Here is a 25,803-nt window from a genome sequence, read left to right on the forward strand (position 1 = left end):
ATAGAAGCCGTCGGGAATACGCGGGGAGCGGGCCTCCCGTTCGGAGCAAACGAATGAAAGTCGTAATTCTTGCAGGGGGCCTCGGCACGCGAATCGCGGAGGAGACCAGCACGCGACCAAAGCCGATGGTGGAGATCGGCGGGCGGCCCATCTTGTGGCACATCATGAAGATCTACAGCCATTACGGCTTCCATGATTTCGTGATCTGCCTTGGCTACAAGGGCTTCATGATCAAGGAGTACTTCGCGAACTATTTCCTGCACATGTCCGACGTGACCTTTCACATCGCCGAGAACCGGATGGAAGTGCATCGCGAAACCGCCGAGCCGTGGCGGGTCACGCTGGTGGACACCGGCGAGGACACCCAGACCGGCGGCCGGTTGAAGCGGGTGCTGTCCTACGTCGCGGACGAGCCCTTCTTCGCATTGACCTATGGCGACGGTGTCGCCGACATCGACCTTGCCGCCGAGATCGCTTTCCACAAGGCGCATGGGCGCCGCGCCACCGTTTCGGTGGTGCGGCCGGCCAAGCGCTTCGGCGCGATCGCGATCGAGGGTGACCGGGTCGTCAATTTCGAGGAAAAGCCCAATGACGATGGCGGCTGGATCAATGGCGGTTTCTTTCTATTGTCGCCATCGGTCGGCGAGCTGATCGCAGACGACAACACGATCTGGGAGCGCGAGCCGATGGAGCAACTGGTGCGCGGTGACGATCTGCGCGCCTATGTGCATCCCGGCTTCTGGCACCCGATGGACTCGCTGCGCGATCGCAACTTCCTCGAGGGCGAATGGGCCAGCAACCGCGCCAAATGGAGGATCTGGTGACGGATCCGGCATTCTGGCGCGGCAAGAAGGTCTTCCTCACCGGCCACACCGGCTTCAAGGGGGCGTGGGCCTCGCTGCTGCTGCGCCGTCTCGGGGCTGACGTCTACGGCTATGCGCTGCCGCCGACACACCAATCCGCGCTGTTCATCACGGCTCGCATCGCCGACGACATCAGGCACCGCGTGGCCGACATCCGCGATCTCCCGACCTTGCGCGCCGCAATGGCGGAGGCCGAGCCCGATATCGTCATCCATATGGCGGCGCAAGCGCTGGTTCGCCCCTCCTATGAAGAGCCTGTCGAGACCTTCGCGACCAACGTGATGGGCACGGTGCATGTGCTGGAGGCGGCGCGGCATCTGCGCTCGGTGCAGGTGATCCTGAACGTCACCAGCGACAAGTGCTACGAGAACAACGGTACAGGCGCCGCCTTCGGCGAGGGCGACCGGCTCGGCGGTGACGATCCCTACAGCAACAGCAAGGCCTGTGCCGAGCCGGGCTCGCTTGCTTTCATGTCAACCTATCGTCTGAACCATCTGCTGGCGCCGCGTTCAGTCGCGCTCGTCGGTGCGAGCGCCCGTCCGGCCTCCGTCGGACGCGCTGTCCTGGAGAACATTCACAAGGCCGAATTCAAGGGACGGTTCGGCCTCGTCAATCCGCGCCATGCCGAAATCGGCGGCGTCGCCGCGGTGAAGAGTCTGGACCGGTTGGACTTCGTGCCCGAGCTCGTGGTCATCACGGCGCCAGCGCGCGAGATTCCCGCCATCATCGACCAGGCCGGGCGTCGCGGCTCGGCGGGCGCATTGATCGTTTCGGCCGGGCTTGGCCATGGACCGGGATCTCTGTACGAGGCTGCGATCACCGCGGCCCGCAAATACGGCATGCGGCTGATCGGACCGAACTGTCTTGGCATCATGATGCCGGGGGTCAGCCTCAATGCTAGCTTTGCGGCGCATATGCCGGGGGCGGGCAGCCTCGCACTGATCTCGCAATCGGGCGCGATCGCTGCCGGCATGGTGGACTGGGCTGCGCAGCGCGGCGTCGGCTTCTCCGGCATCGTCTCGATCGGCGATCAGATCGACGTCGATCTTGCCGATCTGCTCGACTATTTCGCGATGGATCACAAGACGCGCGCGATCCTTCTCTACATCGAGTCCATCAAGGATGCGCGCAAATTCATGTCGGCGGCGCGTGCCGCCGCGCGCGTGAAGCCCGTCGTCGTGGTGAAGTCCGGCCGCATGGCGCAGGGCGCGAAGGCGGCGGCCACGCATACCGGCGCGCTCGCCGGCGCCGACGCCGTGTATGACGCGGCGTTCCGCCGGGCGGGTGTGGTGCGGGTCTCCGATCTGCGTGAGCTGTTCGATTGCGCCGAGACACTCGGCCGAGTCGAATCGCCCGCGGGGAAGCGTCTCGCTATTCTGACCAACGGTGGCGGGATCGGCGTCCTCGCCGTCGATCGATTGGTCGAGCTCGGCGGAATCCCGGCGACCATCTCGGCTGAGGCGCGCAAGACGCTCGACGCGGTCCTGCCGCCGACCTGGTCCGGGGCAAACCCCGTCGATATCGTGGGCGACGCCGACGCCTCGCGCTACGCGGCGGCTTTGGAGGTGCTGCTGGCCGATCGCGACAATGATGCGGTCCTGGTCCTCAACGTGCAAACGGCGATTGCCTCGGCGGCCGACATCGCGACGACCGTGACGAACCTTGTCGGAAAATATCGCGAGGAGCATCGTCGCTGGGCGAAGCCCGTATTGGCGGCCTGGGTTGGAGCCGATCAGCACATCATTCAGGCGCTTTCCGGCGCCGGTATGCCGAACTACCCGACCGAAGACGACGCCGTGCGCGGCTTCATGCATCTGGTCCGACACCGCGAAGTGGTAGAGGAGCTGAGCCAGGTTCCTCCCGCGATGCCTGATACGTTCGTTCCGGACGCCCGGGAAGCGAGGCAGATCGTCATCGCCGCGATTGCGGACGGCCGCGAATGGCTCGAGCCTGTCGAGATCAAGAACCTGCTCGAAGCCTACGACATCGCGATGGTCCCGACCTATGCGGCAGCCGATGTCGAGCAGGCGGTGAGCTACGCAAAGGAGATCTTTGCACAGGGCGGCACCGTGGTGCTGAAGATCATGTCGCGGGACATCATCCACAAATCCGATGTCGGCGGTGTCGTTCTCAATCTGACGACGCCCGAGGCCGTGCGAGCGGCCACGTCCGACATTCTCGCCCGGGCGAGAAAGCTGCGGCCCGAGGCCCGCATTGGCGGCGTCATCGTCCAGGCGATGGTCGTCAAGGCGAAGGCGCGCGAACTCATCCTGGGCCTCGCCGACGATCCGACTTTCGGCACCGTGGTCGTCTTCGGCCGTGGTGGCACCGCGGTCGAGATCATCAACGACAAGGCGCTTGCGCTGCCGCCGCTCGATTTGCAACTGGCCCGCGACCTGATCGACCGCACCCGCGTGTCGCGGTTGCTGCCTGCTTATCGGGACGTGCCGGCGGTGAAGCCAGATGCCGTCGCCATGGTGCTGGTCAAGCTCGCGCAGATGGCGGCCGACATTCCCGAGATCCGCGAATTCGACATCAATCCGCTGCTGGCGGACGAAACCGGCGTGACCGCGGTGGATGCCCGCGTCGCGGTCGGGCCGCCGCAACGGAAGTTTGTCGGCTCCGGCCCGGCCAATTTCGCCGTTCGCGCCTATCCGTCGCAATGGGAGCGCCGCCTCAAGGTCAAGGACGACTGGCGCATCTTCGTGCGGCCGTTGCGTCCCGAGGACGAGCCGACCATCCACGAATTCCTGCGCCACGTCACGGCGCACGACCTTCGCCTGCGTTTCTTCGCGCCGATGAAGGAGTTTACCCACGAGTTCATCGCACGCCTCACCCAGCTCGACTATGCGCGCGCGATGGCCTTCATTGCATTCGACGAGGCCACCGGCGAAATGGTCGGCGTGGTCCGGCTCCATTCGGACTCGATCTACGAGAGCGGCGAATACGCGATCCTGCTGCGATCCGATCTCAAGGGCAGGGGGCTCGGCTGGGCCCTCATGCAGCTGATCATCGACTACGCCAAGTCGGAAGGTCTGAAGGTCATATCGGGCGACGTGCTCAAGGAGAACATCGTAATGCTCGAAATGTGCCGGGACCTCGGCTTCGAGGTCAAGCCGGATCCCGCCGAGCCAGATATCTGCGACGTCAAGCTGAAGCTCTGAGCGCGCTCTAGGAGCCCGCTTCAGTCGACGTTGCGGCAGACTTCCTGGCCGTTGTGCGCAAGTTCTTGACGATGATCGCGATCAACGGCACCAGCACAGGCACGATCGTGCTGAGCGGATGATGCACGGCGCCCGACACCTGGGCCTGGAGGGCTCGCGCTTCGAGCTGGAGAGCCTCGATGGAGGTGTCGTGAATTTCGCTGGCTAGTTCGAGGTCGCGCCCTGACGGAGCGCGGCCGGCGATCGCGAAGAGAACAGCCGCAATGGCAAAATTGACGGCGCCGAGGATGGCCGCCGCGGCAATCGCACTCCAGATCTGGACCAGCGCGAAATAGGCAGACAGCTCCAACATCAGAAGCCCGAACGCCGCGATCAGCGCCGCAAAGGCGCGCAGGCCGAGGCCGATCAACAGATGGCGCAGCCTGATGTCCGCGATGATCCGGTCGGTGCGCCACAGCGCGCGCAGATGTTTGACCACATTCTCGGTATTCACTTAGTGTCTCCTCAGCATGAAGCCGACAATCACGCCGAGTGCGAACGCGGAGGCGAGCGATGTGATCGGGCGCTCCGCGATGAGCCCCTGAAGCTGCTCCTGCTCGTCGTCGACGGTCTCGCCGAGTTCGGTGAGCGCGGCCCGGATCTGATCGGCGAGCGCCTCGGCGCGATCCTTCGAGCTCTCGAACATCTCTTCGCCGGCGGTGCTCAGCAAGCGTGTGACATCGACCTTCAGCGCCCGCAGTTCTTCGCTCATCCCGTCACTGTTGAACATGGACTTGGTATCCCCATTGAACGTGAGCAAGCCTAGGACCCGCGCGCGCGATCGCGCTTGATTTGCGTCAATCCGCGGCGTGGTCCGGGTCTTGAGACAGGTCAAGCCGGCGGCCATATGCTGGCCTAGAAATGCTGTCTGACTGGGGGCCAATTGCCCCGATGAGGTGGAACGCGTGAACCACGAACCGCTGTTGCTCGCAACGCCGTCCGGCGACGTGCTGAACTTGCGTCCCGAAGGGCCCTGGACCGCCGCGAATGTGGTCACGCTCGAGACGTTGTCGCGGTCGGTGGGACCCGACGTCGATCGGTCGCGCGTCGTCACCATGGACATGTCGGGCGTCAGCGCGCTCGACACGCTCGGGGCCTGGGTCCTGGAAAAGCTGTCTCGCAGGGCTTCGTCATCCGGCAGATCGACCGAGTTCGTCGGTGTCGCCGATCATTTCAGTGGGCTGATGGACGAGGTACGTCAGGTCAACCGCAATGCGCCGGCGCCGACGGCTGCGCCCAATCCGGTGCTGGCGAGGCTCGGCGATTTCGGAAAATCTACGGTTGGCGCGCGGGAAGACGTCACGATCTTCCTCCAGATGCTCGGCGCATTGTTCATGGCGGTGATCGGTGTGCTGCGACGGCCGCGTTCGCTGCGGTTGACGTCGCTGGTGTATCAGCTTTACCGCATCGGGTGGCAGGCGATTCCCATCGTCGCGCTGATCACCTTCCTGATCGGCGCCATCATCGCCCAGCAGGGCTTCTTCCATTTCCGCAGATTCGGCGCGGAGTCCTACACCGTCGACATGGTCGGCATCCTGGTGCTGCGTGAGCTCGGCGTGCTGATCGTCGCCATCATGGTCGCCGGCCGGTCGGGAAGCGCCTACACCGCCGAGCTCGGCTCGATGAAGATGCGCGAGGAGATCGACGCGCTCTCGACCATGGGGCTCGATCCCGTCGAAGTCCTGATCCTGCCGCGCGTTCTGGCCCTCATCATTGCGCTGCCGATTCTCACCTTCATCGGATCGATTGCCGCGCTCTATGGCGGCGGTCTCGTCGCGCAGTTCTATGGCGACATGGGGCCGGCGATCTACATCGCGCGGCTGCACGAGGCCATCACAGTCACACATTTCGAGGTGGGCATCCTGAAGGCGCCGTTCATGGCGCTGGTGATCGGGATCGTGGCCTGCAGCGAGGGATTGCGCGTCAAGGGCAGCGCGGAGTCGCTCGGACGGCAGACCACGACGTCGGTGGTGAAGTCGATCTTCCTGGTGATCGTGCTCGACGGCCTGTTCGCGATCTTCTTCGCGTCGATCGGAATGTGACGATGGATGCATCGCAAGACCAGTTCGCGATCCGCGTTCGCGACCTCGTGGTCGGCTTCGGCCGCCAGATCGTGCTCGACCATCTGTCGCTCGACGTCCGCCGGGGCGAGATCCTGGGGCTGGTGGGGGCGTCCGGCGGCGGCAAATCGGTGCTGATGCGGACCATCATTGGCCTCATTCCGCGCCAGGGCGGGGCCATCGAAGTCATGGGACAACCCACCGGTGGTCACGGCCGCGGCGCAGCCACGACATGGGGCATCCTGTTTCAGCAGGGCGCGCTGTTCTCCTCGCTGACGGTCCGCCAGAACGTCCAGTTTCCCTTGCGTGAAAATCTCGTCCTGTCGCAGGAGCTGATGGACGAGATTGCGATCGCCAAGCTCGAAATGGTGGGCTTGCGCGCCCAGGACGCGGACAAATATCCGGCGGAGCTGTCCGGCGGCATGACCAAGCGCGTGGCACTGGCGCGCGCGCTCGCGCTCGATCCGCCGATCCTGTTCCTCGATGAGCCGACATCCGGCCTCGATCCGATCGCCGCGGGCGATTTCGACGCGCTGATCAAGACGCTGCAGAAGACGCTGGGGCTGACCGTGTTCATGGTCACTCACGACCTTGCGAGCCTGACCACGGTCTGCGACCGCGTCGCCGCGCTCGCCGACGGCAAGATCGTGGCGATCGGCCCGATGCGCGAATTGCTGCAATCCGAGCATCCCTGGGTGCGCGCCTATTTCCACGGCAAGCGCTCGCAGATGCTGCAACACGAGATGAGATGAGACATGGAAACCCGCGCTCCCTACGTGCTGATCGGCAGTTTCGTGCTGGCCGCGATCCTCGCGGTGTTCGGCTTCGTCTATTGGCTGAACAACACCGGCGGCATCGGGCCGCGCACGAACTACCACGTGCAATTCCAGGGGCCGGTCCCGGGACTTCTGGTCGGCGCCGGCGTGCTGTTCAATGGTATTCGTGTCGGGGAGGTGACCCAGCTCGGGCTCGCGCCTGACAACCCGCGCTTCGTCAACGCGACGATCTCGGTTGCCACCGCCACTCCGGTGCGTTCCGACACCAAGGTCGGTCTCGAATTCCAGGGTCTGACCGGCGTGCCGGTGGTGACGCTGGAAGGCGGTGTGATCATGGCCAAGTCCGGCGAGCCCCTGACCCTGATCGCCGAGGCCGGCGCCGGTCAAAGCATGACCCAGGCCGCGCGCGATGCCCTGCGGCGGGTCGACACCGTCCTCGAGGACAATTCCGGTCCGCTGAAGGACACGATAGCCAATCTGAAGACGTTCTCCGATGGGCTGGCGCGCAACACCGGCAAGATCGACGGCATTCTGGCGGGCCTGGAGAAGATGACCGGCGGCGGTACGCCTGCGCAGAAGGTCACCTACGACCTGCACTCGCCGCAGAACCTCGGTCCGGCCGGCAAGACGCTCATGGCGTCGCTGGCCATTCCCGAGCCGAGCGCGGTCGCAATGCTGCAGACCCAGCGCATGCTGTTCGCGCCCGCCGGGGACAGACCGGGCTTTGCGGACTTCCTCTGGTCCGACAGCATTCCGAAATTGTTCCAGGCGCGCCTGATCGACAGCTTCGAGAATTACGACATCGCTCACGCCCCGCTGCGCACGTCCGACCTCGGCCAGGCGGATTATCAGCTCCTGATCGACATTCGGCGCTTTCGGATTGCCACGGAGGGTGAGCCACGGGTCGAGATCGGAGTGTCGGCGCGGATCGTCGACAAGAACGGCAAGGTGGTCGCCTCGCGCCTGGTCGAGACCAGCGAAAAGCTCGACAAGGTCGAGCCGGCCGCCTCAGTCGCCGCCTTCGACGCGGCCTTTGCCCGCATCGCCAAGGAGCTGATCGGGTGGACCGTGCAGGCGGTGTGACGCCTATTGCAGCGTCTTCAGGTAGGACAGAAGGTCGTGGATCTGGTCTGGACTGAGCTCGAAGGCGGGCATGTCGGCGTGACCGGTGTAGATCCCTTCGGCCAGCGCCTCACCGAGGGTCTCGATCGGATACCACCGATGCAGGGTGCGCAGCGGCGGCGCGCCCTCGAGCGGACTGCGGGAAACGCGGTCGATCGCGTGACAGCGTGCGCAGTTGGCCCGCGCAAAGGCCTTGCCGCGCTGTTCGGCGGTGGGAGCCGCCAGCGCAGGCGTAATCAGAAGCAGCCCAATCAGGCCGTGACGCAGGGCGCCTTGCAGCATGGAAAGTGATCCTGTCGAACGCTGGATGCAGAATAAGACGGGGATGCCACCCGAATTTGATCTGAGTCAACTGGCTTTGGCGCAGTGCAGTAAAATGCAGATGCGTGGCCGGCTCGGCCGGGGGGCGGAGCTGGATCGACGCGAGGAGCGGTGGATGAAGCCTTCCGTGGTCACGATTGAGCCGAGCGGGCACTTCTGCGACGATTGCGCCGTGCGAGGAGCGGCGGTTTGTTCGTCACTGGATGCGGCCGAGCTCAGGGAGTTCGAACATCTGGGACGCCGCGTTCATTTTGGCTCCGGCGAGACCGTGTTCTCCGAGGAGGACATCACCAGTTCGTTCTACAACGTTCTCGAAGGCGTCATGCGTCTGTACAAGCTGCTGCCCGACGGCCGGCGACAGATCGTGGGCTTTGCCTTGCCCGGCGATTTCCTGGGGATGAATTTGTCCGGCCGGCACAATTTTTCTGCCGATGCGATCGGCGCGGTCACCGTGTGCCAGTTCGGCAAAGCGCCGTTCGGCCGCTTCATCGAAGACCGGCCGCAGCTGCTCAGGCGGATCAACGAGCTGGCCGTTCGCGAGTTGAGCCAGGCGCGCGACCATATGGTCCTGCTCGGCCGCCGCTCCGCCGACGAGAAAGTCGCAGCCTTTCTGCTCGGCTGGCGTGGACGGCTGGTCGCGCACAATGGGCTGTCCGATACGGTCCCGCTTCCGATGAGCCGTCAGGACATCGCCGACTATCTCGGCCTGACCATCGAAACCGTCAGTCGCACCTTCACCAAGCTGGAGCGTCACGGCGTGATCGAGATCATTCACGGCGGCATCAGCCTGCTCGATCCTGCGCGCGCCGAAGCGCTGGCCGCAGCCTGACGGTCCGTCCGCGGCGCCCTGATCCTTTTTTGATCTCAATCAATGACGCCGGCCGGCCGCGGCAAATAATGGCGCAACCATCAGGGAGGAGCATGATGCCCGCTGACGCATTGTTGATGTCCATTGTCGTCGTCGCGATCTTCGTCGCATTCGCCGCAGCTCTGGCTTGGGCGGACCGGCAAACCAGCGCCGGCCGGCTCGATCCGGATTCCAAGCGCTGAAGCGCCTGAAGTCTTCGTCCGCTCAGACGAGCCAGCGGCCGACGCTCGTCCGGCTGGCTTAGGCCAGCGTCTCAACGCAATCGCGCGTTGCGCGGCCTGCAACTCTGCATCAATTAAAACGCATCGACGCATCCTTCGGATGTGGACTTCCGGCATGACCGCGGCTTTTTCGCGGCATTTGCCTCAAACCGCGCGCGTGCTTTCCGGTTGAAAAGCCTGATAACGTTGACTACGCAGGAACCTCAGTGCCTCGTAGTCTTAGGAGCCCCGCGGCGTGCCTCAGGACAAGACCGGCGACCCCCGACAGTCGGCGGGCAACAAACTATCGGTCCTGCGCAAGCACCCGATCTTCGCGGATCTGGAGCCGGAGGCTCTCGATCAACTCTGCCGCTACGCCAAGCACACCACCGTGAAGCGCGGAGCGACGATCGCCGCCAAGGGCGATCCAGGCAACAATCTGTTCGCGGTGATCTCGGGGACCGTGAAGATCTCCTCCTCGTCGCCAGATGGGCGGAACGCCATTCTCAATCTGATCGGTCCCGGGGAAATCTTCGGCGAGATCGCGGTGCTCGACGGCGCGCCCAGGTCCGCCGACGCCACCGCCAACACCAATTGCGAGCTCTATATCATCGACCGCCGGGACTTCCTGCCGTTCGTGAAAAGCCAGCCGGCTCTGGCGATGAAGTTCATCGAGCTGCTCTGTGCGCGGCTGCGCTGGACCAGCCAGCAGGTCGAGCAGGTCATTCTCCAGAACCTGCCGGGGCGGCTCGCCAGCGCGCTGCTCGGTCTCACGGAGGAGCGCAAGTTCGACTCCGGCAGCGGCACACTGGCCATCACGCAGCAGGAGATCAGCGAGATGGTGGGAATGACGCGCGAGAGCATCAACAAGCAATTGCGCGCATGGGCCGGCCGCAACTGGGTTCGCCTCGAGCACGGCGCCATCGTCGTGCTGGATACGGATGCGCTGCGCGAACTCGCCGAGAGCGGCCTCAACGGCGAGTGATGCCTCAGGCCTGATCGTCGATAATGGCGACCGCGCGGGTCCAGCCCGCGGAGGCGCGTTCGATCTTCACCGGGAAGCATGAGACCGTGAACCCGGTCGAGGGCAGTTGATCGAGATTGTGCAGCTTCTCGAGATGGCAATAGCCGATGTGCCGTCCGGCCTTGTGGCCTTCCCAGATCAGGCCGGCATCCTTTGTCTCGGCGTATTTCCTCGCGGTGTAGACGAACGGCGCGTCCCAGCTCCAGCCGTCGGTGCCGGTCAGGCGAACGCCGCGTTCGAGCAGGTACATGGTGGCCGCATAACCCATGCCGCAGCCGGAATTGACGTATTCGGCTTGGCCGAATTTGGCCCCGGCGCTGGTGTTGACGACGACGATCTCCAGCGGCGACAGCGTGTGTCCGATGCGCTTCAGTTCGTTCTCGACGTCGTCGGCGCTCGCCACATAGCCGTCAGGCAGATGCCGGAAGTCGAGCTTCACGCCGGGCTGAAAGCACCATTCCAGCGGGACTTCGTCGATGGTCCATGACCGCTCGCCGCGGTTCATGGTCGGATGGAAATGCCAGGGCGCATCGAGATGCGTGCCGTTATGGGTCGAAAGCGAGACCTGTTCGACGGCCCAGCCCTGTCCGTCCGGCAGATCCTGCGCCTCGAGACCATCGAAGAACTGCAGCATCCGGGGCAGGCCTTGCTGGTGATCGATATACTGGATCGTCGGATGGTTGCCCGGCGGATCGGCCGTCACGTCGTTTCGCAGCGGCACCGAGATATCGATCAGCTTCCGCGGCATGGGCATTCCCTCAACATGGTCCGCTGTTTCGAATATCTTGAGGGGCCCCTGTTGCCGGCGTCAAGTCACGTGGCGGCGACGATGGACACCAGCCGTACCCGCCATAAAGCGAATTGCGTCAGAAATTGATCGATGCAACTCTTGCATTGATCGATGCTGGAATTGGGTTGGACAGAGAATGCCGTCCGCCCTAGGGACGACTTGGTGCTTGACTTCACGCCTGAAGTGGAGCGACCCAAGGCGGCCCGCAGCCTGCCCGACAACGAAATAATCAACCCCGGAGGAAGCCCAGATGAAGACACTCACCGGTATCATCACAGCCGTTGCGCTGGCGCTCTCGGCGCCTTTGGCGACCGCACGCGATTTCCGCTCGGCCGACGTCCATCCGGCAGACTATCCGACCGTCGAGGCCGTCAAGTTCATGGGCAAGCAGCTCGCGGCGGCGAGCGGCGGCAAGCTCGGCGTCAAGGTGTTTCCGAACGGTGCCCTGGGCTCCGAAAAGGACACCATCGAGCAACTCAAGATCGGCGCGCTCGATATGATGCGGATCAACGCCTCGCCGCTGAACAATTTCGTGCCCGAGACCATCGCGCTGTGCCTGCCCTTCGTGTTCCGCGACACGCAGCACATGCGCACCGTCCTCGACGGGCCGATCGGCGACGAGATCCTGGCGGCGATGGCGCCCGCCGGCCTGGTCGGCCTTGCCTATTACGACAGCGGCGCCCGCTCCATCTACACCGTCAAGGCACCGGTCAAGTCCCTCGCCGACCTCAAGGGTCTGAAGATCCGCGTCCAGCAATCCGACCTGTGGGTCGGCATGATCCAGAGCCTCGGTGCCAATCCGACGCCGATGCCATATGGCGAAGTCTATACCGCGCTCAAGACCGGGCTTGTCGACGCTGCCGAGAATAACTGGCCCTCCTATGAGTCCTCGCGCCACTTCGAGGCCGCCAAGTTCTACAACATCACCGAGCACTCCCTGGCGCCCGAAGTTCTCGTGATGTCGAAGAAGGTCTGGGACACGCTGAGCAAGGAAGACCAGGCGATGGTCCGCAAGGCAGCCAAGGAATCGGTGCCCGTCATGCGCAAGCTCTGGGACGAGCGTGAGCAGGCCTCGCGCAAGACGGTCGAGGCGGCTGGCGTCCAGGTCGTGACAATCGCCAACAAGCAGGAGTTCGTCGATGCGATGAAGCCGGTGTACCAGAAGTTCGCCGGCGACGAGAAGCTGCAGGGCCTCGTCAAGCGCATCCAGGACTCGAAGTAAGCACAACGGCGTCGGGTCCGGAGTCGCCGACCCGCGACACCGGACCCAGGCGGGGAGGCGCGGGATGACAGACCCACACGTCGCAGATCATGAGCATGAGGCGGTCGGACGACCGTCCACCGGCTTGCTGTCACGGATCAACGCTCCAATTGCTCGCATCGGCATGTATCTGTCCGTGGCCGGCCTGCTCGTCATCGTCACCATCGTGTTCTATCAGGTGTTCGGGCGCTACGTTCTCAATTCCAGCCCGACCTGGACGGAGAACCTTGCACTGGTTCTGATCCTCTATGTCACGCTGATCGGGGCCGCGGTCGGCGTGCGCGATGCCGGACACATCGGCATGGATAGTCTGCTGGTCATGCTTCCGGATCATATGCGGGAGAAGATCGAGCTCGTGATCCACGTCCTGGTGGCCGTGTTCGGCATTGCGATGGCCTATAACGGCTGGATCCTCGGGTCTTCGGTCGGCACCGTGAAGATCCCCAATCTCGGCCTGCCCGAGGTGATCCGCTACGTGCCGCTCATCGCCTCCGGTCTCCTGATCGTTTCCTTTTCCATCGAGCACATCATGGCTCTCTTGCGCGGCGAAGAGGTCGTCCCCTCATGGAACTGATGATCCTCGGCGCCACCTTCTTCGGCTTCCTCGTTCTTGGCGTTCCCGTCGCCTTCGCCATCGGCCTCTCGGCGATCTGCACTATTCTCTACGAAGGCCTGCCCGTCGCGGTCATCTTCCAGCAGATGATGTCGGGAATGAACATCTTCTCCTTCCTTGCCATTCCGTTCTTCGTGTTCAGCGGTGAGCTGATGCTGCATGGCGGTGTTGCCGACAAGATCGTGCAACTCGCCAAGAATCTCGTCGGGCACATCCGCGGCGGGCTCGGCATGTCGAACGTGGTCGCCTGCACGCTGTTCGGCGGCGTCTCCGGATCGCCCGTGGCCGACGTGTCCGCCATGGGCGCGGTGATGATCCCGATGATGAAGAAAGAGGGTTTCGACACCGACTACGCCGTCAACGTCACCACCCACGCCTCGCTGGTCGGAGCTTTGATGCCGACCAGCCACAACATGATCATCTATGCCCTGGCCGCCGGCGGCAAGGTCTCGATCGGCGCGCTGATCGCCGCCGGCCTCCTGCCGGCGATCGTGCTGATGGTCTGCATGCTCGTGGCCGCCTACGCTGTCGCGGTGAAGCGCGGCTATCCGGCCGGCAAGTTCCCGGGCTGGGCCGAGGTGTTCCGCTCGCTCGCGGCCGCGCTGCCGGGTCTTCTGATCGTCGGCATCATCTTGGCCGGCATCCTGTCCGGCGTCTTCACGGCAACCGAATCTGCGGCCATCGCGGTCACCTACACGATCCTGCTGACCTTCTTCATCTACCGCACCATGACCTGGGGCAACTTCCTGCGTGCCGCGGCCAAGGCCGTGAAGACGACGGGCGTGGTGCTGCTGCTGATCGGGGTCTCCACCATGTTCCAGTACCTGATGGGACTCTACGAGGTGGCCGACCTGGCCGGCGAGATGATGAGCAAGGTGTCGACGCAACCCTGGGTCATCTTCCTGCTCATCAACGTCATCCTGTTCGTGCTCGGCACGTTCATGGACATGGCGGCGACCATTCTGATCTGCACTCCGATCTTTCTGCCGATCGCGATGAAGGCGGGCATGGACCCGGTGCAGTTCGGCATGCTGATGCTGATCAACTGCGCGCTTGGACTCAACACCCCGCCGGTCGGAACCACGCAGTTCGTGGGCTGCGCCATCGGCGGCATCTCGGTGGGTGCGGTGATGCGCACCATCCTGCCGTTCTATGCCGCGCTGATCGCAGCACTGATGTTCGTGACCTACGTCCCTGCATTCTCGCTGTGGCTGCCTCGCCTGTTGATGGGCTACAAGGGCTAGCAGCACCAGGGAGACACTATCAGTGACGGACTATCGCAAGCTCTTCGATCTCACCGGCAAGACGGCAGTCGTCCTCGGTGCCGCATCCGGCATCGGCAAGTCGTCGGCCGAGGCCCTCGCCGGGTTAGGGGCCCGTGTCGTTTGCGCCGATCGCGCGCTTGACGCTGCGGAAGCGACGGCCGCAGGTATTCGCGACAAGGGCGGCTGGGCGGAGGCAGCAGCGTGCGACGCCGCAAGCGCTGCGGACGTCAACGCGCTCGCCAGAATCGTGATGCAGAAATTTCCGCGGCTCGACATCGCCGTGACGACGCCCGGGCTCAACATCCGCAAGATCATCCTCGACTACACCGAGGAGGATCTCGACCGCGTCCTCAACCTGAACGTCAAAGGCACCGTCTGGTTCTTCCAGGCGTTCGGCCGCATCATGGTCAAGCAGAAGGGCGGCAGCATCATCGCCTGCTCCTCGGTGCGCGCGGTGACCATCGAGCCGGGCCTTGGTGTCTACGGCTCGACCAAGGCCGCCATCGGCCTGCTGGTCAAGGGCTTTGCCTCCGAGGTCGGCCACGCCGGCGTGCGCGTCAACGCGATCGCGCCGAGCATCGCCGAGACCGCGCTGACTGGCCCTTTCAAGCAGCGCCCCGACATCTACAATCTCTACGCCGGCCACACCGTGTTCAACCGCTGGAGCAGCGCCGATGAGGTCGCCACCGCCGTGGCCTATCTCGCCTCGGACGCCGCGAGCTATGTCAGCGGCAGCACTCTGTTCGTCGATGGCGGCTGGACCGCGGTCGACGGCCCGCCGACCGGTCTCACCCAGCTGCACAAATAGGTCGATCGGCGCACGAAAGCCGCGCCTCGTTCGGTGTTCCGGCTGCATTTCGCAGTTGCGACAAGACCTTGCAACGGGCACGGCTTGAGCAAATCGCATGGCAGTGCCGGATAAATGCGCTCGGCTGGCTGGTATTTTGGTGTTACCAATCTGCCATGAACCAGCACGCCAAGATCGAAATCCGCCATTCGACCTGCCCGCATGATTGCCCCTCGGCATGCGCTCTCGATGTCGAGGTGGTCGACGGCCGCAGCATCGGCCGCGTCCGTGGTTCGAAGCGGCAGACCTATACCGCTGGCGTCGTCTGCGCCAAGGTCGCGCGCTACGCCGAGCGCATCCATCACCCCGAGCGGGTGATGTTTCCGATGCGCCGCACCGGGCCGAAGGGTTCAGGTCAATTCGTGCGGATCTCCTGGGACGAGGCGCTGGACGAGATCGGCCATCGCTTCAATGCAGCCGAGCGCGAGTTCGGCGCAGAATCGATCTGGCCCTATTACTATGCCGGCACGATGGGCCTGGTGATGCGCGACGGCCTCAACCGTCTCACGCACGTCAAAAAATACTCCCGCTTCTATCAGACCATCTGCGCCAATGTCGCGCGCATCGGCTATGCCATCGGCACCGGCAAGATCGCCGGCGTCGATCCGCGCGAGATGGCGCTCTCCGACCTCGTCGTGATCTGGGGCACCAATCCGGTCAACACCCAGGTCAACGTGATGACGCACGCTTCCCGCGCCCGCAAGGAGCGCGGCGCGAAGATTGCCGCGGTCGACATCTACGACAACGAGACCATGAAGCAGGCTGATATCAAGATCATCCTGCGGCCCGGCACCGACGGTGCCTTTGCCTGCGGCGTCATGCACGTCCTGTTCCGCGACGGCTATGCCGACCGCGCCTATATGGACGAATACACCGATTGCCCTGCCGAGCTCGAGGCGCACCTGAAGACGCGCACACCGGAATGGGCGTCTGCGATTTGCGGCGTCCCGGTGGCGGAAATCGAAGCGTTTGCGAAAGCGGTTGGCGAGACCAAGCGCACCTTCTTCCGCTTCGGCTACGGCTTCACGCGCAGCCGCAATGGCGCCACGCAGATGCACGCGGCCAATTGCATTCCCGCGGTGACCGGCGCCTGGCAGCATGAAGGCGGCGGCGCCTTCTTCAACAATTACGCCCTGTGGCATTTCAACGAATCCATCATCGAAGGCCACGATGCCATCGACCCAAATGTGCGCGCGCTCGACCAGTCCAAGATTGGTCGCATCCTCACCGGCGATGCCGAAGCCCTGCGCGGCAAGGGCCCGGTCAAGGCGATGCTGATCCAGAACACCAACCCGATGACGGTGGCGCCGGAGCAGGCGCTGGTGCGCGAGGGTTTTGCGCGCGAGGACCTGTTCGTCGCAGTGCATGAGCAGTTCATGACCGAGACGGCGCTGATGGCGGACATCGTGCTGCCGGCGACCATGTTCATGGAACACGACGATCTCTATTACGGCGGCGGCCATCAACATATCTCGGTCGGGCCGAAGCTGATCGACCCGCCCGGCGAATGCCGCTCCAACCATCAGGTGCTGCAGGGACTGGCGCCGCGGCTCGGTGCCAGGCATCCGGGTTTCGAGATGACGCCGCGCGAATTGATCGACGCGACGCTGAAGCTCAGCAATCACGGCGACATTGCCGGCCTCGAAGCCGACCTCTGGCGCGACCTGCAGCCGGACTTCCGCACCTCGCATTATCTCGATGGCTTTGCCCATGCCGACGGGAAATTCCATTTCAGGGCGGACTGGGCCCATCCGCCGTTCGGCGTGACCATGGGCGATTTCGACAAGATGCCTGATCTGCCGGACCATTGGGCGGTGATCGAGCATTCCGACCAGGCCCATCCGTTCCGGCTAGCGACCAGCCCCTCGCGCAGCTTCCTCAACACCACCTTCAACGAGACGCCGTCCTCGCAGGCGCGCGAGGGCAAGGCGAGTGTGATGATCCATCCGCTGGATGCGGCCGCGCTCGACATCGCCAACGGCGATGCGGTGACGCTCGGCAATACCCGTGGCGAGACCACGCTGGTCGCGACGCTGTTTGACGGCGTGCGGCGCGGAGTCCTGATCGCGGAATCCGTTCATCCCAATAAGAACCATATCGGCGGGCGTGGCATCAACATGCTGACGGGAGCCGAAGCCGTCGCGCCGATCGGCGGGGCCGCATTCCATGACAACAAGGTCTGGATCAGGAAAGCCTCTGCAGCTCAGGGCACGCACTCCGTGACGCCATAGCCCGCGAACTCCTTCGCGATATCAGGGTTCATCGACTTCGCCTGAGCGATATCGATGGCACCGTCGCCGCCGCTCTTGCGCGTGGCGATGCCGCGGCCGAACAGCGACGACGACGAGCGCGGGTTGCGCTGGATCGCGTCGTTGTAGTCCTTGATCGCCTCATTGGTCCGGCCGAGCTTGAGGTTGACGAGCCCGCGGCTGTCGAGCGCATCGCTCAATCCGGGATTGATCTGGAGCGCCAGATTGCAGTCGGCCAGCGCGCCCTGCAGATCGCCGGTGGCAGCGCGTGTCCAGCAGCGGTTGTTGAGCGCCTCGCCATCCCTGGGATCCTTGCGGATCACGACGTCGAAATCCTGCATGGCGAGCGCGTAGGCGCGCTTGATCGCATAGACCTGGCCGCGCTTGTATCGCGAGGCGACGTCATTGGCGTTCGATGCGACCTTGCGGCTGAGATCGGCGATGACCGGATCCCTGGCGAGATCGCCGGCGTTCAGAGCAGGCTCTGGTTGCGGCGCGTCGCAGACCGGCTTCTGCGGCTCCGGCTTCGCCGGCTCGGCGGCCTTGTTGTCGGCCGGCTGCGCCACCGAACCTGCGAACGAGAATTCCGTGGTCAGCGAGGATGACAGCCACGGCACCTGTTCCCGTTTGGTGGCGGCGACCACGCCGTTCTTGGTGTTGGTCAAAGCCTGCTCGGCGCTGATATTCGGCGCGCGCATCTCGCGGAGCAACTCGGCGACGAACAGGCCGTGATCGGCCTTGCCCCCGGCGGCGACCGCGCCGAGCGCTGCGGAGTAGAGCACGAGCGAATTGCTCGGCGCGATCGCCGGCGCAAGGCCCGCCGAATAGCGGCGGAAGCGCCGTTCGAACGGGTTGCGGCGTGAGGCATCGATCAACGCGATCTTGATCGCAGCGCCGCGCGTGTTCATCTCGGCGAGAATGGTGTCGAGGCTGAAGCCGTCGCGCGCCACATCCGGCTCGGTCCAGATCTGCGCGTCGACCGGAAGCAAGTAGGTCTGCCGGTTGGACTGGATGGCAAAACCGTCGAAGAAGATCAACGCCACGGTGCCGCGTTCGATGCGAGCATAGAAGCGATCCAGCACCTGCCGCATGGCGTCGGCCGTGAGATTGCTCTGGCGATCGACGACGAAGCCGCCGCGCTTCAATTCCTCGGCGACGTCCTGGACATCGTTGGCGACCTCGCTCAGCACCGCTTCGTTGTCGGGGTATCTTGCGTTGCCGATCACCAGCGCGAGCTTGGCGGCGTCGGCCGCGCGGCTTGCGGATCCTGCGCTCAGCGCGAGCAGGCCTGCCAGCAACATCGTCATCGCGGCGCGCATGAAATGGCTCATCGGTGATCAAAATCTCCAGCCAGGATAGCGGCCGTCACCGCTAATTCAATCGCCGTGCGAATTTGTGCCCACACGCTATGGTGACATGGCGTTGCAGATTGCCCTTGCGCGCGCCGGCCGTCCTGCCGCAAATGGCCGCAAAACGGAACACAAGGAAGCGAACCCACCATGACCGACACCACGGCAATCATCACTGAGAAGCGCGGCCAGGCGTTCTGGATCACCATCAACCGGCCGGAGAAACGCAACGCGTTGAACGGCGAGGTCATCGCCGGCATCACCAAAGGCTATCGCGACGCGCACGACGACAAGGACGTCCGCGTCATCGTGCTGACGGGCGCGGGCGACAAGGCGTTTTGCGCGGGCGCCGACTTGCAGAATTCCGGCGCGGCTTTCGCGATGGATCATTCCAAACCAAATGTCGACTATGCCGATCTGTTACGTTTGTCACAGAACGCCACAAAACCGGCGATTGCGCGGGTCGGCGGCGTCTGCATGGCCGGCGGCATGGGCCTTTTGTGCATGACCGACATGGCGGTCGCGGCCGATCACGTCATCTTCGGTCTGCCGGAGGTGAAGGTCGGCGTGTTCCCGATGCAGGTGCTGAGCCTGTTGCAGAGCATCGCGCCCCCGCGCCTCGTCAACGAATGGGCGCTGACGGGCGAACCTTTCGACGTCAAGGCCGCGCAGGCCGCGGGCCTCCTCAACTACGTCGTGCCTGCGGCGGAGCTCGATGCCAAGGTCGACTGGCTGATCGGCCGCATCGTCGACAAATCGCCGACCGCGATCCGCCGCGGCAAATACGCCATGCGCGCCATCGCCTCGATGTCGTTCGACGAGAGCATCGCCTACACCGAAAGCCAGATCGCGCTGCTTGCGATGACCGAGGACGCCAAGGAGGGCCTGAAGGCGTTCAGCGAAAAGCGCAAGCCGGTCTGGACGGGGAGGTAGCTGCACGAGAGCGGGGTTTACCACCTCAATTCGATTTCAACGGAGGCCGCATTCCTCCGCCGTCATTCCGGGGCGCGCGTAGCGCGAGCCCGGAATCCATCGTGCAGCCAGCGACGCGGGAAAATGGATTCCGGGCTCGCGCCAAGTGGCGCTCCCCGGAATGACCATCTACCCCGCGTTTGCCTTCAGCCCCGCCGCCTGGATACCGGCCACTGCGCAGGCCTCGTCATTGTCGGAGGTGTCGCCGGAGACGCCGACAGCGCCGAGCAGGGTGGTGCCGTCCATGATCAGCACGCCGCCGGGCACCGGCACCAGGGCGCCTCTGGCCATGGTGTTCACGGCATCGATGAAATAGGCCTGCTCCTGCGCGCGCTGGAACAGGGCGCGCGAGCCCACGCCCATGGCGAGCGCGCCATAGGCCTTTCCATGCGCGATCTCGGCGCGCATCAGGCTGGTGCCGTCCTGCGCGGCCGCGAGCTTGAGCACGCCGCGGGCGTCGAGGATGGCGACGACCAGCGGTTTCAACTTGAGCTCGCCGGCCTTCACGAAGGCGGCGTCGAGGATCTTGCGGGCGGTATCGAGGGTGAGGTCAGCCATGACTGGTTTCCTTTTCAGCGAGAGACGTGGGATTGGACTTGGCGCGGTCGAGGCTCATCGCCAGCACGCGCGCGACGTGAAGCGCGTCGCGCTGGGCGCCGTCATGAATCTGGTGCCGGCAGGAGGTGCCGTCGGCAACGATGAGCGCAGTCTGGTCCGCACGCCGCACAGCCGGCAGCAGCGACAGTTCGGCCATCTCGATCGAGGCATCATAGGTGTCGGCACCATACCCGAATGCCCCGGCCATGCCGCAACAGCTCGACTCGATGGTCTCGACCTTCAGGCCAGGGACGAGCCGCAGCACCTGTTCGACGGGCTTGAAGGCGCCGAAGGATTTTTGATGGCAATGGCCGTGCACCATTGCCTTGTCAGCGATCGCGCCGAGCGGCAGTTGCAGCCGGCCGGCTTCGGCCTCACGCACCAGGAATTCCTCGAAGGTCAGCGCATGGGCGCCGACCGCCTTGGCATCGTTGTCCTGACGCAGCGCAGCGAGCTCGTCGCGCAGCGTCAACAGGCAGCTCGGCTCGAGGCCGACGATCGGCACGCCGCGCGCGGCAAAGGGCGCGAAAGCCGCCACGAGACGATGGAGCTCGGCTTTGGCCTCGTCGACGAGACCGGCGGAGAGGAACGTGCGTCCGCAGCAAAGCGGGCGGCTGCCGGCTAAAGGCTTGGGCAGGTGCACACGATAGCCGCCGGTTGTCAGCACGCGCAGCGCGGCGTCGAGGTTCTCGCGCTCATAGACGCGATTGAAGGTGTCGGCGAACAGCACGATTTCGCGGCCGCCCTCGGGGCCAACGCTATCAGCCGGCGGCGCAAACACGTCGCTGCGGAAGGCGGGCAGGGCGCGGCGCGCGCTGATGCCGGCAACGCGCTCGAACAGCTTTCGCAGTAGCGGGCTGCGGTTGCGCAAATTCGCCAGCGGCGCGAAGCGCGAGGCAAGGCCGGCATAGCGCGGCAGATAGCCGACCAGCCGGTCGCGCAGCGTCAGGCCGTGGGAGGCGGCGCGCGCGGCGAGCACTTCGATCTTCATCTTGGCCATGTCGACGCCAGTCGGGCACTCGTGGCGGCAGGCCTTGCAAGAAACGCAGAGCTTGAGCGTCTCCATCATTTCATCGGAAGAAAGCGCGCCCTCGCCGAGCTGGCCGGAGATCGCGAGCCGCAACGTGTTGGCGCGCCCTCGCGTGACATCCTTCTCGTTGCGCGTGGCGCGATAGGACGGGCACATCACGCCGCCTTCGAGCTTGCGGCAGGCACCGTTGTTGTTGCACATCTCGACGGCGCCCTGGAAGCCGCCGCCGGCCCCGGGCCAAGCCGACCAGTCGAGCCTGGTCTTGAGCTCGCCGACGCGGTAGTCGGGCTTGAAGCGGAACAGCGAGCGGTCGTCCATCCGGGGCGCATCGACGATCTTGCCGGGATTGAGGACGCCCTCGGGGTCGAAGCGCTGCTTCACCTCCCTGAAGTCGGCGACGAGACGCTCGCCGAACATCGTCTCGTGGAATTCCGAACGCACCAGGCCGTCGCCGTGCTCGCCGGAATGCGAGCCCTTGTATTCGCGCACCAGCGCGAACGCCTCTTCGGCGATGGCGCGCATTGCCTTGACGTCTTTCTCCAGCTTCAAATTCAGCACCGGACGGACGTGCAGGCAGCCCTCGGACGCGTGCGCATACATCGTGCCGCTGGTGCCGTGCCTGGCAAACACCTCGTTCAGTCGCGCGGTGTAGTCGGCAAGATGCGGCAGCGGCACGGCGCAGTCCTCGACGAACGAGACCGGCTTGCCCTCCTGCTTCATCGACATCATGACGTTGAGGCCAGCAGCGCGGAAATCGGCAATGCCGCTCTGCAGCGCCGGCTCAATGATCTCGACCACGCCGCCCCATTTGCGCGTCTCGTTGTTCCAGCCGAAGCCGAGATCGCTCATCAGCTCGCCGAGCTGCTTGAGGCGCACGAGGTTATCCGCCTGGTCTTCTTCGGCAAACTCGACCACCAGCACGGCGTCAGGATCGCCCTTGATCGCGGCGGAGATGATGGGGCGGAACATCGCGATGTCGCGCCCGAGCGCGAGCATGGTGCGATCGACCAGCTCGACCGCAATCGGTTTCAGCTTGACCAGGTGCTGGGCAGCATCCATCGCCTCGTAAAAGCTGCCGAAATGGCAGACGCCGAGGGCCTTGTTGCGGATCACGGGCCACAGCTTCAGCTCGACCTTGGTGGTGAAGGCCAGCGTGCCCTCCGAGCCGACCAGGAGATGCGCCATGTTGTTGCGCGCATTGCGCGGGACCAGCGCATCGAGATTGTAGCCGCCGACGCGGCGCTGCACTTTTGGAAAGCGAGTGGCAATCTCGTCGGCCTCGCGGGCGCCGAGATCGAGCAGGTCGCGGAACAGGGCGCGCGCACTGTCGCCGGCCTCGACATCGGAGAGATCGCGCGAGACCTCGCCGAAGCGGCTCAGCGTGCCGTCGGCGAGCGCAGCCTCCATCGACAGCGTGTTGTCGCGCATGGTGCCGTAGCGCAAGCTGCGGCCGCCGCACGAATTGTTCCCGGCCATGCCGCCGATGGTGGCGCGGGAGGCCGTGGAGACGTCGACCGGAAACCAGAGGCCGTGCTTCCTGAGCTGGCGGTTGAGGTCGTCGAGCACGATGCCCGGCTCGACCACGCAGGTCCGGCCCTCGACGTCGAGTGACAGGATCCGGTTGAGATGCTTGGAGAGATCGACCACGAGCCCATCATTGACGGTCTGGCCGCATTGCGAGGTGCCGCCGCCGCGCGGGGTGACCTTACGCCCCTCGTCGCGGGCGATCGCCAGCGCCAGCAACGCCTCGTCCATGGTCTTCGGGACCACCACGCCTGATGGCACGATCTGGTAGAACGAGGCGTCGGTGGCGTAGCGGCCGCGGCTGAAGGGGTCGAACAGGACGTCGCCGGTGATTTCCCGGGCCAGACGTGCGGCCAGGCGGTCCGTTTGGACCGATTCCGGTGATTTTCCAGCCACTTCCGCCGCCATGGTCCGCTCTCGCTGTTCGCCGGCACCGTCTTGCCTCCCGTCACGGCCCTTGGCAAGCGAGCCCTGCTTCTTGTGCATTGACGGACCCCGCCGGGCGAGGGACAAGCCCGACGAATAGTGATATGCGAGCGGCTCGCCGGAGCCTCGAATTCGGGCCCACCGACGCCAACGCCGAGACAAGCTTCAAAGACCGGGAAGGACGCCGATGACCGTGCACACTGGAAGGCATTTCCTACAGATTCCAGGACCGACCAACGTGCCCGACCGGGTGCTGCGGGCGATGGACATGCCGACGCTGGACCATCGTGGTCCGGAGTTCGCCGAGCTCGGTTTTGCGGTTCTCGCCTCGATGCAGCGGGTATTCCGCACCAAGCAGCCCGTGATCATCTTCCCCTCGTCCGGCACCGGCGCCTGGGAGGCGGCGATGGTCAACGTGTTCGCACCCGGCGACAAGCTCCTGATGTGCGAGACCGGCCAGTTCGCCGTGCTGTGGCGCGGCATCGCCGACAAGTTCAAGCTCGACGTCGACTTCATCCCGAGCGATTGGCGCCATGGCGCCGACCTCGCCGAGATCGAGAAGCGCCTGGTCGCCGACAAGCAGCACGCGATCAAGGCGGTCTGCGTCGTCCACAACGAGACCTCGACCGGCTGCGTGACGCCGCCGCTGGAGGTGCGCAAGCTGCTCGACCGCGTCAAGCATCCGGCGCTGTTGATGGTCGACACCATCTCCGGCCTCGGCTCGATGGAATATGAGCACGACGCCTGGGGCATCGACGTCTCGGTCGCCGGCTCGCAGAAGGGTCTGATGCTGCCGCCCGGCCTCGGCTTCAACGCCGTCTCCGAGAAGGCGCTCACCATTGCCAAGGCCAACCCCGGCATGCGCTCCTACTGGGACTGGCAGGAGGTGATCAACTTCAACAAGCTCGGCACCTTCCCCTATACGCCCGCGACCAATCTGCTCTATGGCCTGCGCGAAGCGGTCAAGATGCTGGAAGAGGAGGGGTTGGAGAACGTCTGGACCCGCCACAAGCGCCACAGCGCGGCGACGCGCGCCGCGATCAAGGTTTGGGGCCTTGAGACCCAGTGCGCCGACCCGGCTGCGCACTCGCCGGCGCTGACCGGCGTGCGCGTGCCGGATGGACACGACGCCGACGCCTTCCGCAAGGTGGTGCTGGAGAACTTCGACATGTCGCTCGGCACCGGCCTGAACAAGGTCAAGGGCAAGGTATTCCGCATCGGCCATATCGGCCATTTCAACGATCTGATGCTGATGGGCACGCTCGCAGGCGTCGAGATGGGCCTCGATCTTGCAAAGATTCCGCACCGGAGCGGCGGGGTGTTGGCGGCGATGGACGTCCTGAAGGGGCGCGACGCCGTGCCGATGACCAAAGCTCAGGTCGCCTAAGGGCCAAGGCGGCCTGAACCGACCTAACCAAGAAGAGAGCGCGCGATGAACGCACCGACCACCGCCAACGAAGACCTGCTCTACTCCGTCCAGGACGGCATCGCGCGGATCACCTTCAACCGACCCCAGGCCCGCAACGCAATGACCTTCGCCATGTATGACCGCATGGCGGAGATCTGCCAGGAGATCAACGCGGATCGCTCGATCAAGGCGTTGATCCTGACCGGCACCGGCGATAAGGCCTTCGCCTCCGGCACCGATATCTCGCAGTTCCGCGCCTTCAAGACCGCGCAGGATGCACTCGACTATGAGGCCCGCATCGACCGCGTGCTCGGCACGCTCGAACAGTGCCGCGTGCCCGTGATCGCGGCCATTGCCGGCGCCTGCACCGGCGGCGGCGCCGGCATTGCTGCCTGCTGCGACCTCCGTATCGGCACCGAGACGACGCGGATCGGCTTTCCGATTGCGCGCACGCTCGGTAACTGCCTGTCGATGTCCAACATCAGCCGCGTCGTCGCGCTGGTCGGTCCCGCCCGCACCAAGGATATGATTTTCAAGGCGCGCCTCGTCGAGGCGCCGGAAGCCCTTGCACTCGGCCTGCTCAACGAGGTCGTGCCCGACGTCGAGACACTTCAGCGCCGCGCGGACGAGACCGCAAAGCTCGTCGCCAGCCACGCGCCGCTCACGCTGGAAGCCACCAAGGAAGCGGTGCGCCGCATTCGCCGCACGCTGTCGCGTGAGGAGGGCGAGGACCTGATCCTGAAAGCCTACATGAGCGAAGACTTCCGCGAGGGCATGGACGCCTTCCTCAACAAGCGCACGCCGAACTGGAAGGGCAAATAGCCCGCGTCCTTCGCTGGTTGGGCCGCTCCGGATGCGGCGGGGGCAGAAGCGAGTGCTGATAGGCCAATCGTCGGCCATCCCGGGTAAATTGCAGTTGTCACAACCGGTTCCACCCTCCGGAACGCCATCGCGTGCGCCCGCGATGACGGGTCCACGTTGACGACGCGGCGAGCTCGGGCATAAGATCGTAGAGGTTGCATGATGCCTTCTCGT

General features: G+C 64.7%; 23 protein-coding genes. 16 read left to right on the plus strand and 7 right to left on the minus strand.

Going from position 1 to position 25,803, the window contains the following annotated elements; translation table 11 throughout:
• Nucleotides 1–53 precede the first annotated feature (53 nt).
• Both rfbF and RX330_RS12750 read left to right on the plus strand, forming a co-directional pair.
• On the plus strand, nt 54–824 hold the full coding sequence (gene rfbF / locus RX330_RS12745; RefSeq protein WP_212091164.1) for a glucose-1-phosphate cytidylyltransferase: 771 nt from the start codon (nt 54–56) through the stop codon (nt 822–824).
• Nucleotides 821–4,027 (plus strand): GNAT family N-acetyltransferase, encoded by a 3,207-nt coding sequence (locus RX330_RS12750; protein WP_317243244.1) that lies wholly within the window; start codon nt 821–823, stop codon nt 4,025–4,027. The genes rfbF and RX330_RS12750 overlap by 4 nt, the downstream gene beginning before the upstream one ends.
• Before the next feature lie 7 nt (nt 4,028–4,034).
• Here the strand turns inward: RX330_RS12750 and RX330_RS12755 are convergent, their stop codons facing one another.
• Complete coding sequence (locus tag RX330_RS12755; protein WP_212090941.1) at nt 4,035–4,520, minus strand: phage holin family protein; 486 nt, start codon at nt 4,518–4,520, stop codon at nt 4,035–4,037.
• Nucleotides 4,521–4,913 carry a hypothetical protein gene (locus tag RX330_RS12760; protein WP_249153543.1) on the minus strand — a complete coding sequence of 131 codons (393 nt, stop codon included), beginning with the start codon at nt 4,911–4,913 and terminating at the stop codon, nt 4,521–4,523. It lies immediately after the preceding gene.
• A gap of 58 nt (nt 4,914–4,971) precedes the next feature.
• Between RX330_RS12760 and RX330_RS12765 the strand changes: the two genes are divergently transcribed.
• From RX330_RS12765 to RX330_RS12775, 3 genes are read left to right on the plus strand one after another with little or no spacing between them, the layout of a single operon-like run.
• A complete protein-coding gene (locus RX330_RS12765) occupies nt 4,972–6,108 on the plus strand; it encodes an ABC transporter permease (RefSeq protein ID WP_317243209.1) in 1,137 nt (378 codons plus the stop codon).
• A 2-nt stretch (nt 6,109–6,110) separates the two neighbouring features.
• On the plus strand, nt 6,111–6,878 hold the full coding sequence (locus RX330_RS12770) for an ABC transporter ATP-binding protein (RefSeq protein WP_317243210.1): 768 nt from the start codon (nt 6,111–6,113) through the stop codon (nt 6,876–6,878).
• Nucleotides 6,879–6,881: 3 nt separating this feature from the next.
• The gene (locus tag RX330_RS12775) at nt 6,882–7,985 is read left to right on the plus strand and encodes an ABC-type transport auxiliary lipoprotein family protein (RefSeq protein ID WP_212090962.1); all 1,104 of its coding nucleotides are present in this window, start codon (nt 6,882–6,884) and stop codon (nt 7,983–7,985) included.
• A 3-nt stretch (nt 7,986–7,988) separates the two neighbouring features.
• On the opposite strand, the gene RX330_RS12780 is transcribed toward RX330_RS12775, so the two are convergent.
• Nucleotides 7,989–8,306 (minus strand): c-type cytochrome, encoded by a 318-nt coding sequence (locus tag RX330_RS12780; protein WP_212090965.1) that lies wholly within the window; start codon nt 8,304–8,306, stop codon nt 7,989–7,991.
• Between the two features lie 154 nt (nt 8,307–8,460).
• Between RX330_RS12780 and RX330_RS12785 the strand changes: the two genes are divergently transcribed.
• The 3 genes from RX330_RS12785 to RX330_RS12795 all read left to right on the plus strand — a co-directional run bounded on the left by RX330_RS12785 (nt 8,461) and on the right by RX330_RS12795 (nt 10,398).
• Nucleotides 8,461–9,174, plus strand: a complete 714-nt coding sequence (locus tag RX330_RS12785) for a helix-turn-helix domain-containing protein (protein ID WP_212091669.1) — start codon at nt 8,461–8,463, stop codon at nt 9,172–9,174.
• A 92-nt stretch (nt 9,175–9,266) separates the two neighbouring features.
• Nucleotides 9,267–9,395, plus strand: coding sequence for a hypothetical protein (locus RX330_RS12790; protein WP_317244061.1), 129 nt, complete (start codon nt 9,267–9,269; stop codon nt 9,393–9,395).
• Nucleotides 9,396–9,669: 274 nt separating this feature from the next.
• Nucleotides 9,670–10,398 carry a Crp/Fnr family transcriptional regulator gene (locus RX330_RS12795; RefSeq protein ID WP_212090980.1) on the plus strand — a complete coding sequence of 243 codons (729 nt, stop codon included), beginning with the start codon at nt 9,670–9,672 and terminating at the stop codon, nt 10,396–10,398.
• Between the two features lie 4 nt (nt 10,399–10,402).
• Here RX330_RS12795 and RX330_RS12800 read toward each other — a convergent pair whose 3' ends face one another.
• A complete protein-coding gene (locus tag RX330_RS12800) occupies nt 10,403–11,185 on the minus strand; it encodes a cyclase family protein (protein WP_212090983.1) in 783 nt (260 codons plus the stop codon).
• A gap of 292 nt (nt 11,186–11,477) precedes the next feature.
• Between RX330_RS12800 and RX330_RS12805 the strand changes: the two genes are divergently transcribed.
• The 5 genes from RX330_RS12805 to RX330_RS12825 all read left to right on the plus strand — a co-directional run bounded on the left by RX330_RS12805 (nt 11,478) and on the right by RX330_RS12825 (nt 17,444).
• The gene (locus RX330_RS12805) at nt 11,478–12,449 is read left to right on the plus strand and encodes a TRAP transporter substrate-binding protein (protein ID WP_212090986.1); all 972 of its coding nucleotides are present in this window, start codon (nt 11,478–11,480) and stop codon (nt 12,447–12,449) included.
• A 64-nt stretch (nt 12,450–12,513) separates the two neighbouring features.
• The gene (locus RX330_RS12810) at nt 12,514–13,062 is read left to right on the plus strand and encodes a TRAP transporter small permease (RefSeq protein WP_212090989.1); all 549 of its coding nucleotides are present in this window, start codon (nt 12,514–12,516) and stop codon (nt 13,060–13,062) included.
• A complete protein-coding gene (locus RX330_RS12815; protein ID WP_212090992.1) occupies nt 13,053–14,345 on the plus strand; it encodes a TRAP transporter large permease in 1,293 nt (430 codons plus the stop codon). Before RX330_RS12810 ends, RX330_RS12815 begins: the two co-directional genes overlap by 10 nt.
• Before the next feature lie 22 nt (nt 14,346–14,367).
• Nucleotides 14,368–15,174: an SDR family NAD(P)-dependent oxidoreductase gene (locus RX330_RS12820; RefSeq protein ID WP_317243211.1), complete on the plus strand. Its 807-nt coding sequence runs from the start codon at nt 14,368–14,370 to the stop codon at nt 15,172–15,174.
• A gap of 155 nt (nt 15,175–15,329) precedes the next feature.
• A complete protein-coding gene (locus tag RX330_RS12825) occupies nt 15,330–17,444 on the plus strand; it encodes a molybdopterin oxidoreductase family protein (protein WP_317243212.1) in 2,115 nt (704 codons plus the stop codon).
• Here the strand turns inward: RX330_RS12825 and RX330_RS12830 are convergent.
• Nucleotides 17,417–18,793: a caspase family protein gene (locus tag RX330_RS12830; RefSeq protein WP_317243213.1), complete on the minus strand. Its 1,377-nt coding sequence runs from the start codon at nt 18,791–18,793 to the stop codon at nt 17,417–17,419. The genes RX330_RS12825 and RX330_RS12830 overlap by 28 nt on opposite strands.
• 168 nt (nt 18,794–18,961) lie before the next feature.
• Here RX330_RS12830 and RX330_RS12835 point away from each other — a divergent pair, with 168 nt between their 5' ends.
• Nucleotides 18,962–19,744 (plus strand): enoyl-CoA hydratase/isomerase family protein, encoded by a 783-nt coding sequence (locus tag RX330_RS12835; protein ID WP_317243214.1) that lies wholly within the window; start codon nt 18,962–18,964, stop codon nt 19,742–19,744.
• Between the two features lie 168 nt (nt 19,745–19,912).
• Here RX330_RS12835 and RX330_RS12840 read toward each other — a convergent pair whose 3' ends face one another.
• Together RX330_RS12840 and RX330_RS12845 are read right to left on the minus strand one after the other, a co-directional pair.
• Nucleotides 19,913–20,341, minus strand: a complete 429-nt coding sequence (locus RX330_RS12840) for a GlcG/HbpS family heme-binding protein (protein WP_317243215.1) — start codon at nt 20,339–20,341, stop codon at nt 19,913–19,915.
• Nucleotides 20,334–23,342: an FAD-binding and (Fe-S)-binding domain-containing protein gene (locus RX330_RS12845; RefSeq protein WP_317243900.1), complete on the minus strand. Its 3,009-nt coding sequence runs from the start codon at nt 23,340–23,342 to the stop codon at nt 20,334–20,336. The genes RX330_RS12840 and RX330_RS12845 overlap by 8 nt, the downstream gene beginning before the upstream one ends.
• Nucleotides 23,343–23,547: 205 nt before the next feature.
• On the opposite strand from RX330_RS12845, the gene RX330_RS12850 reads away from it, so the two are divergent.
• Nucleotides 23,548–24,747 carry a pyridoxal-phosphate-dependent aminotransferase family protein gene (locus tag RX330_RS12850; protein WP_317243216.1) on the plus strand — a complete coding sequence of 400 codons (1,200 nt, stop codon included), beginning with the start codon at nt 23,548–23,550 and terminating at the stop codon, nt 24,745–24,747.
• A 45-nt stretch (nt 24,748–24,792) separates the two neighbouring features.
• A complete protein-coding gene (locus tag RX330_RS12855; protein WP_317243217.1) occupies nt 24,793–25,590 on the plus strand; it encodes an enoyl-CoA hydratase/isomerase family protein in 798 nt (265 codons plus the stop codon).
• Nucleotides 25,591–25,803 lie beyond the last annotated feature (213 nt).

The organism is Bradyrhizobium sp. NDS-1, assembly GCF_032918005.1.
GTDB classification, from domain to species: Bacteria; Pseudomonadota; Alphaproteobacteria; order Rhizobiales; family Xanthobacteraceae; genus Bradyrhizobium; species Bradyrhizobium tunisiense.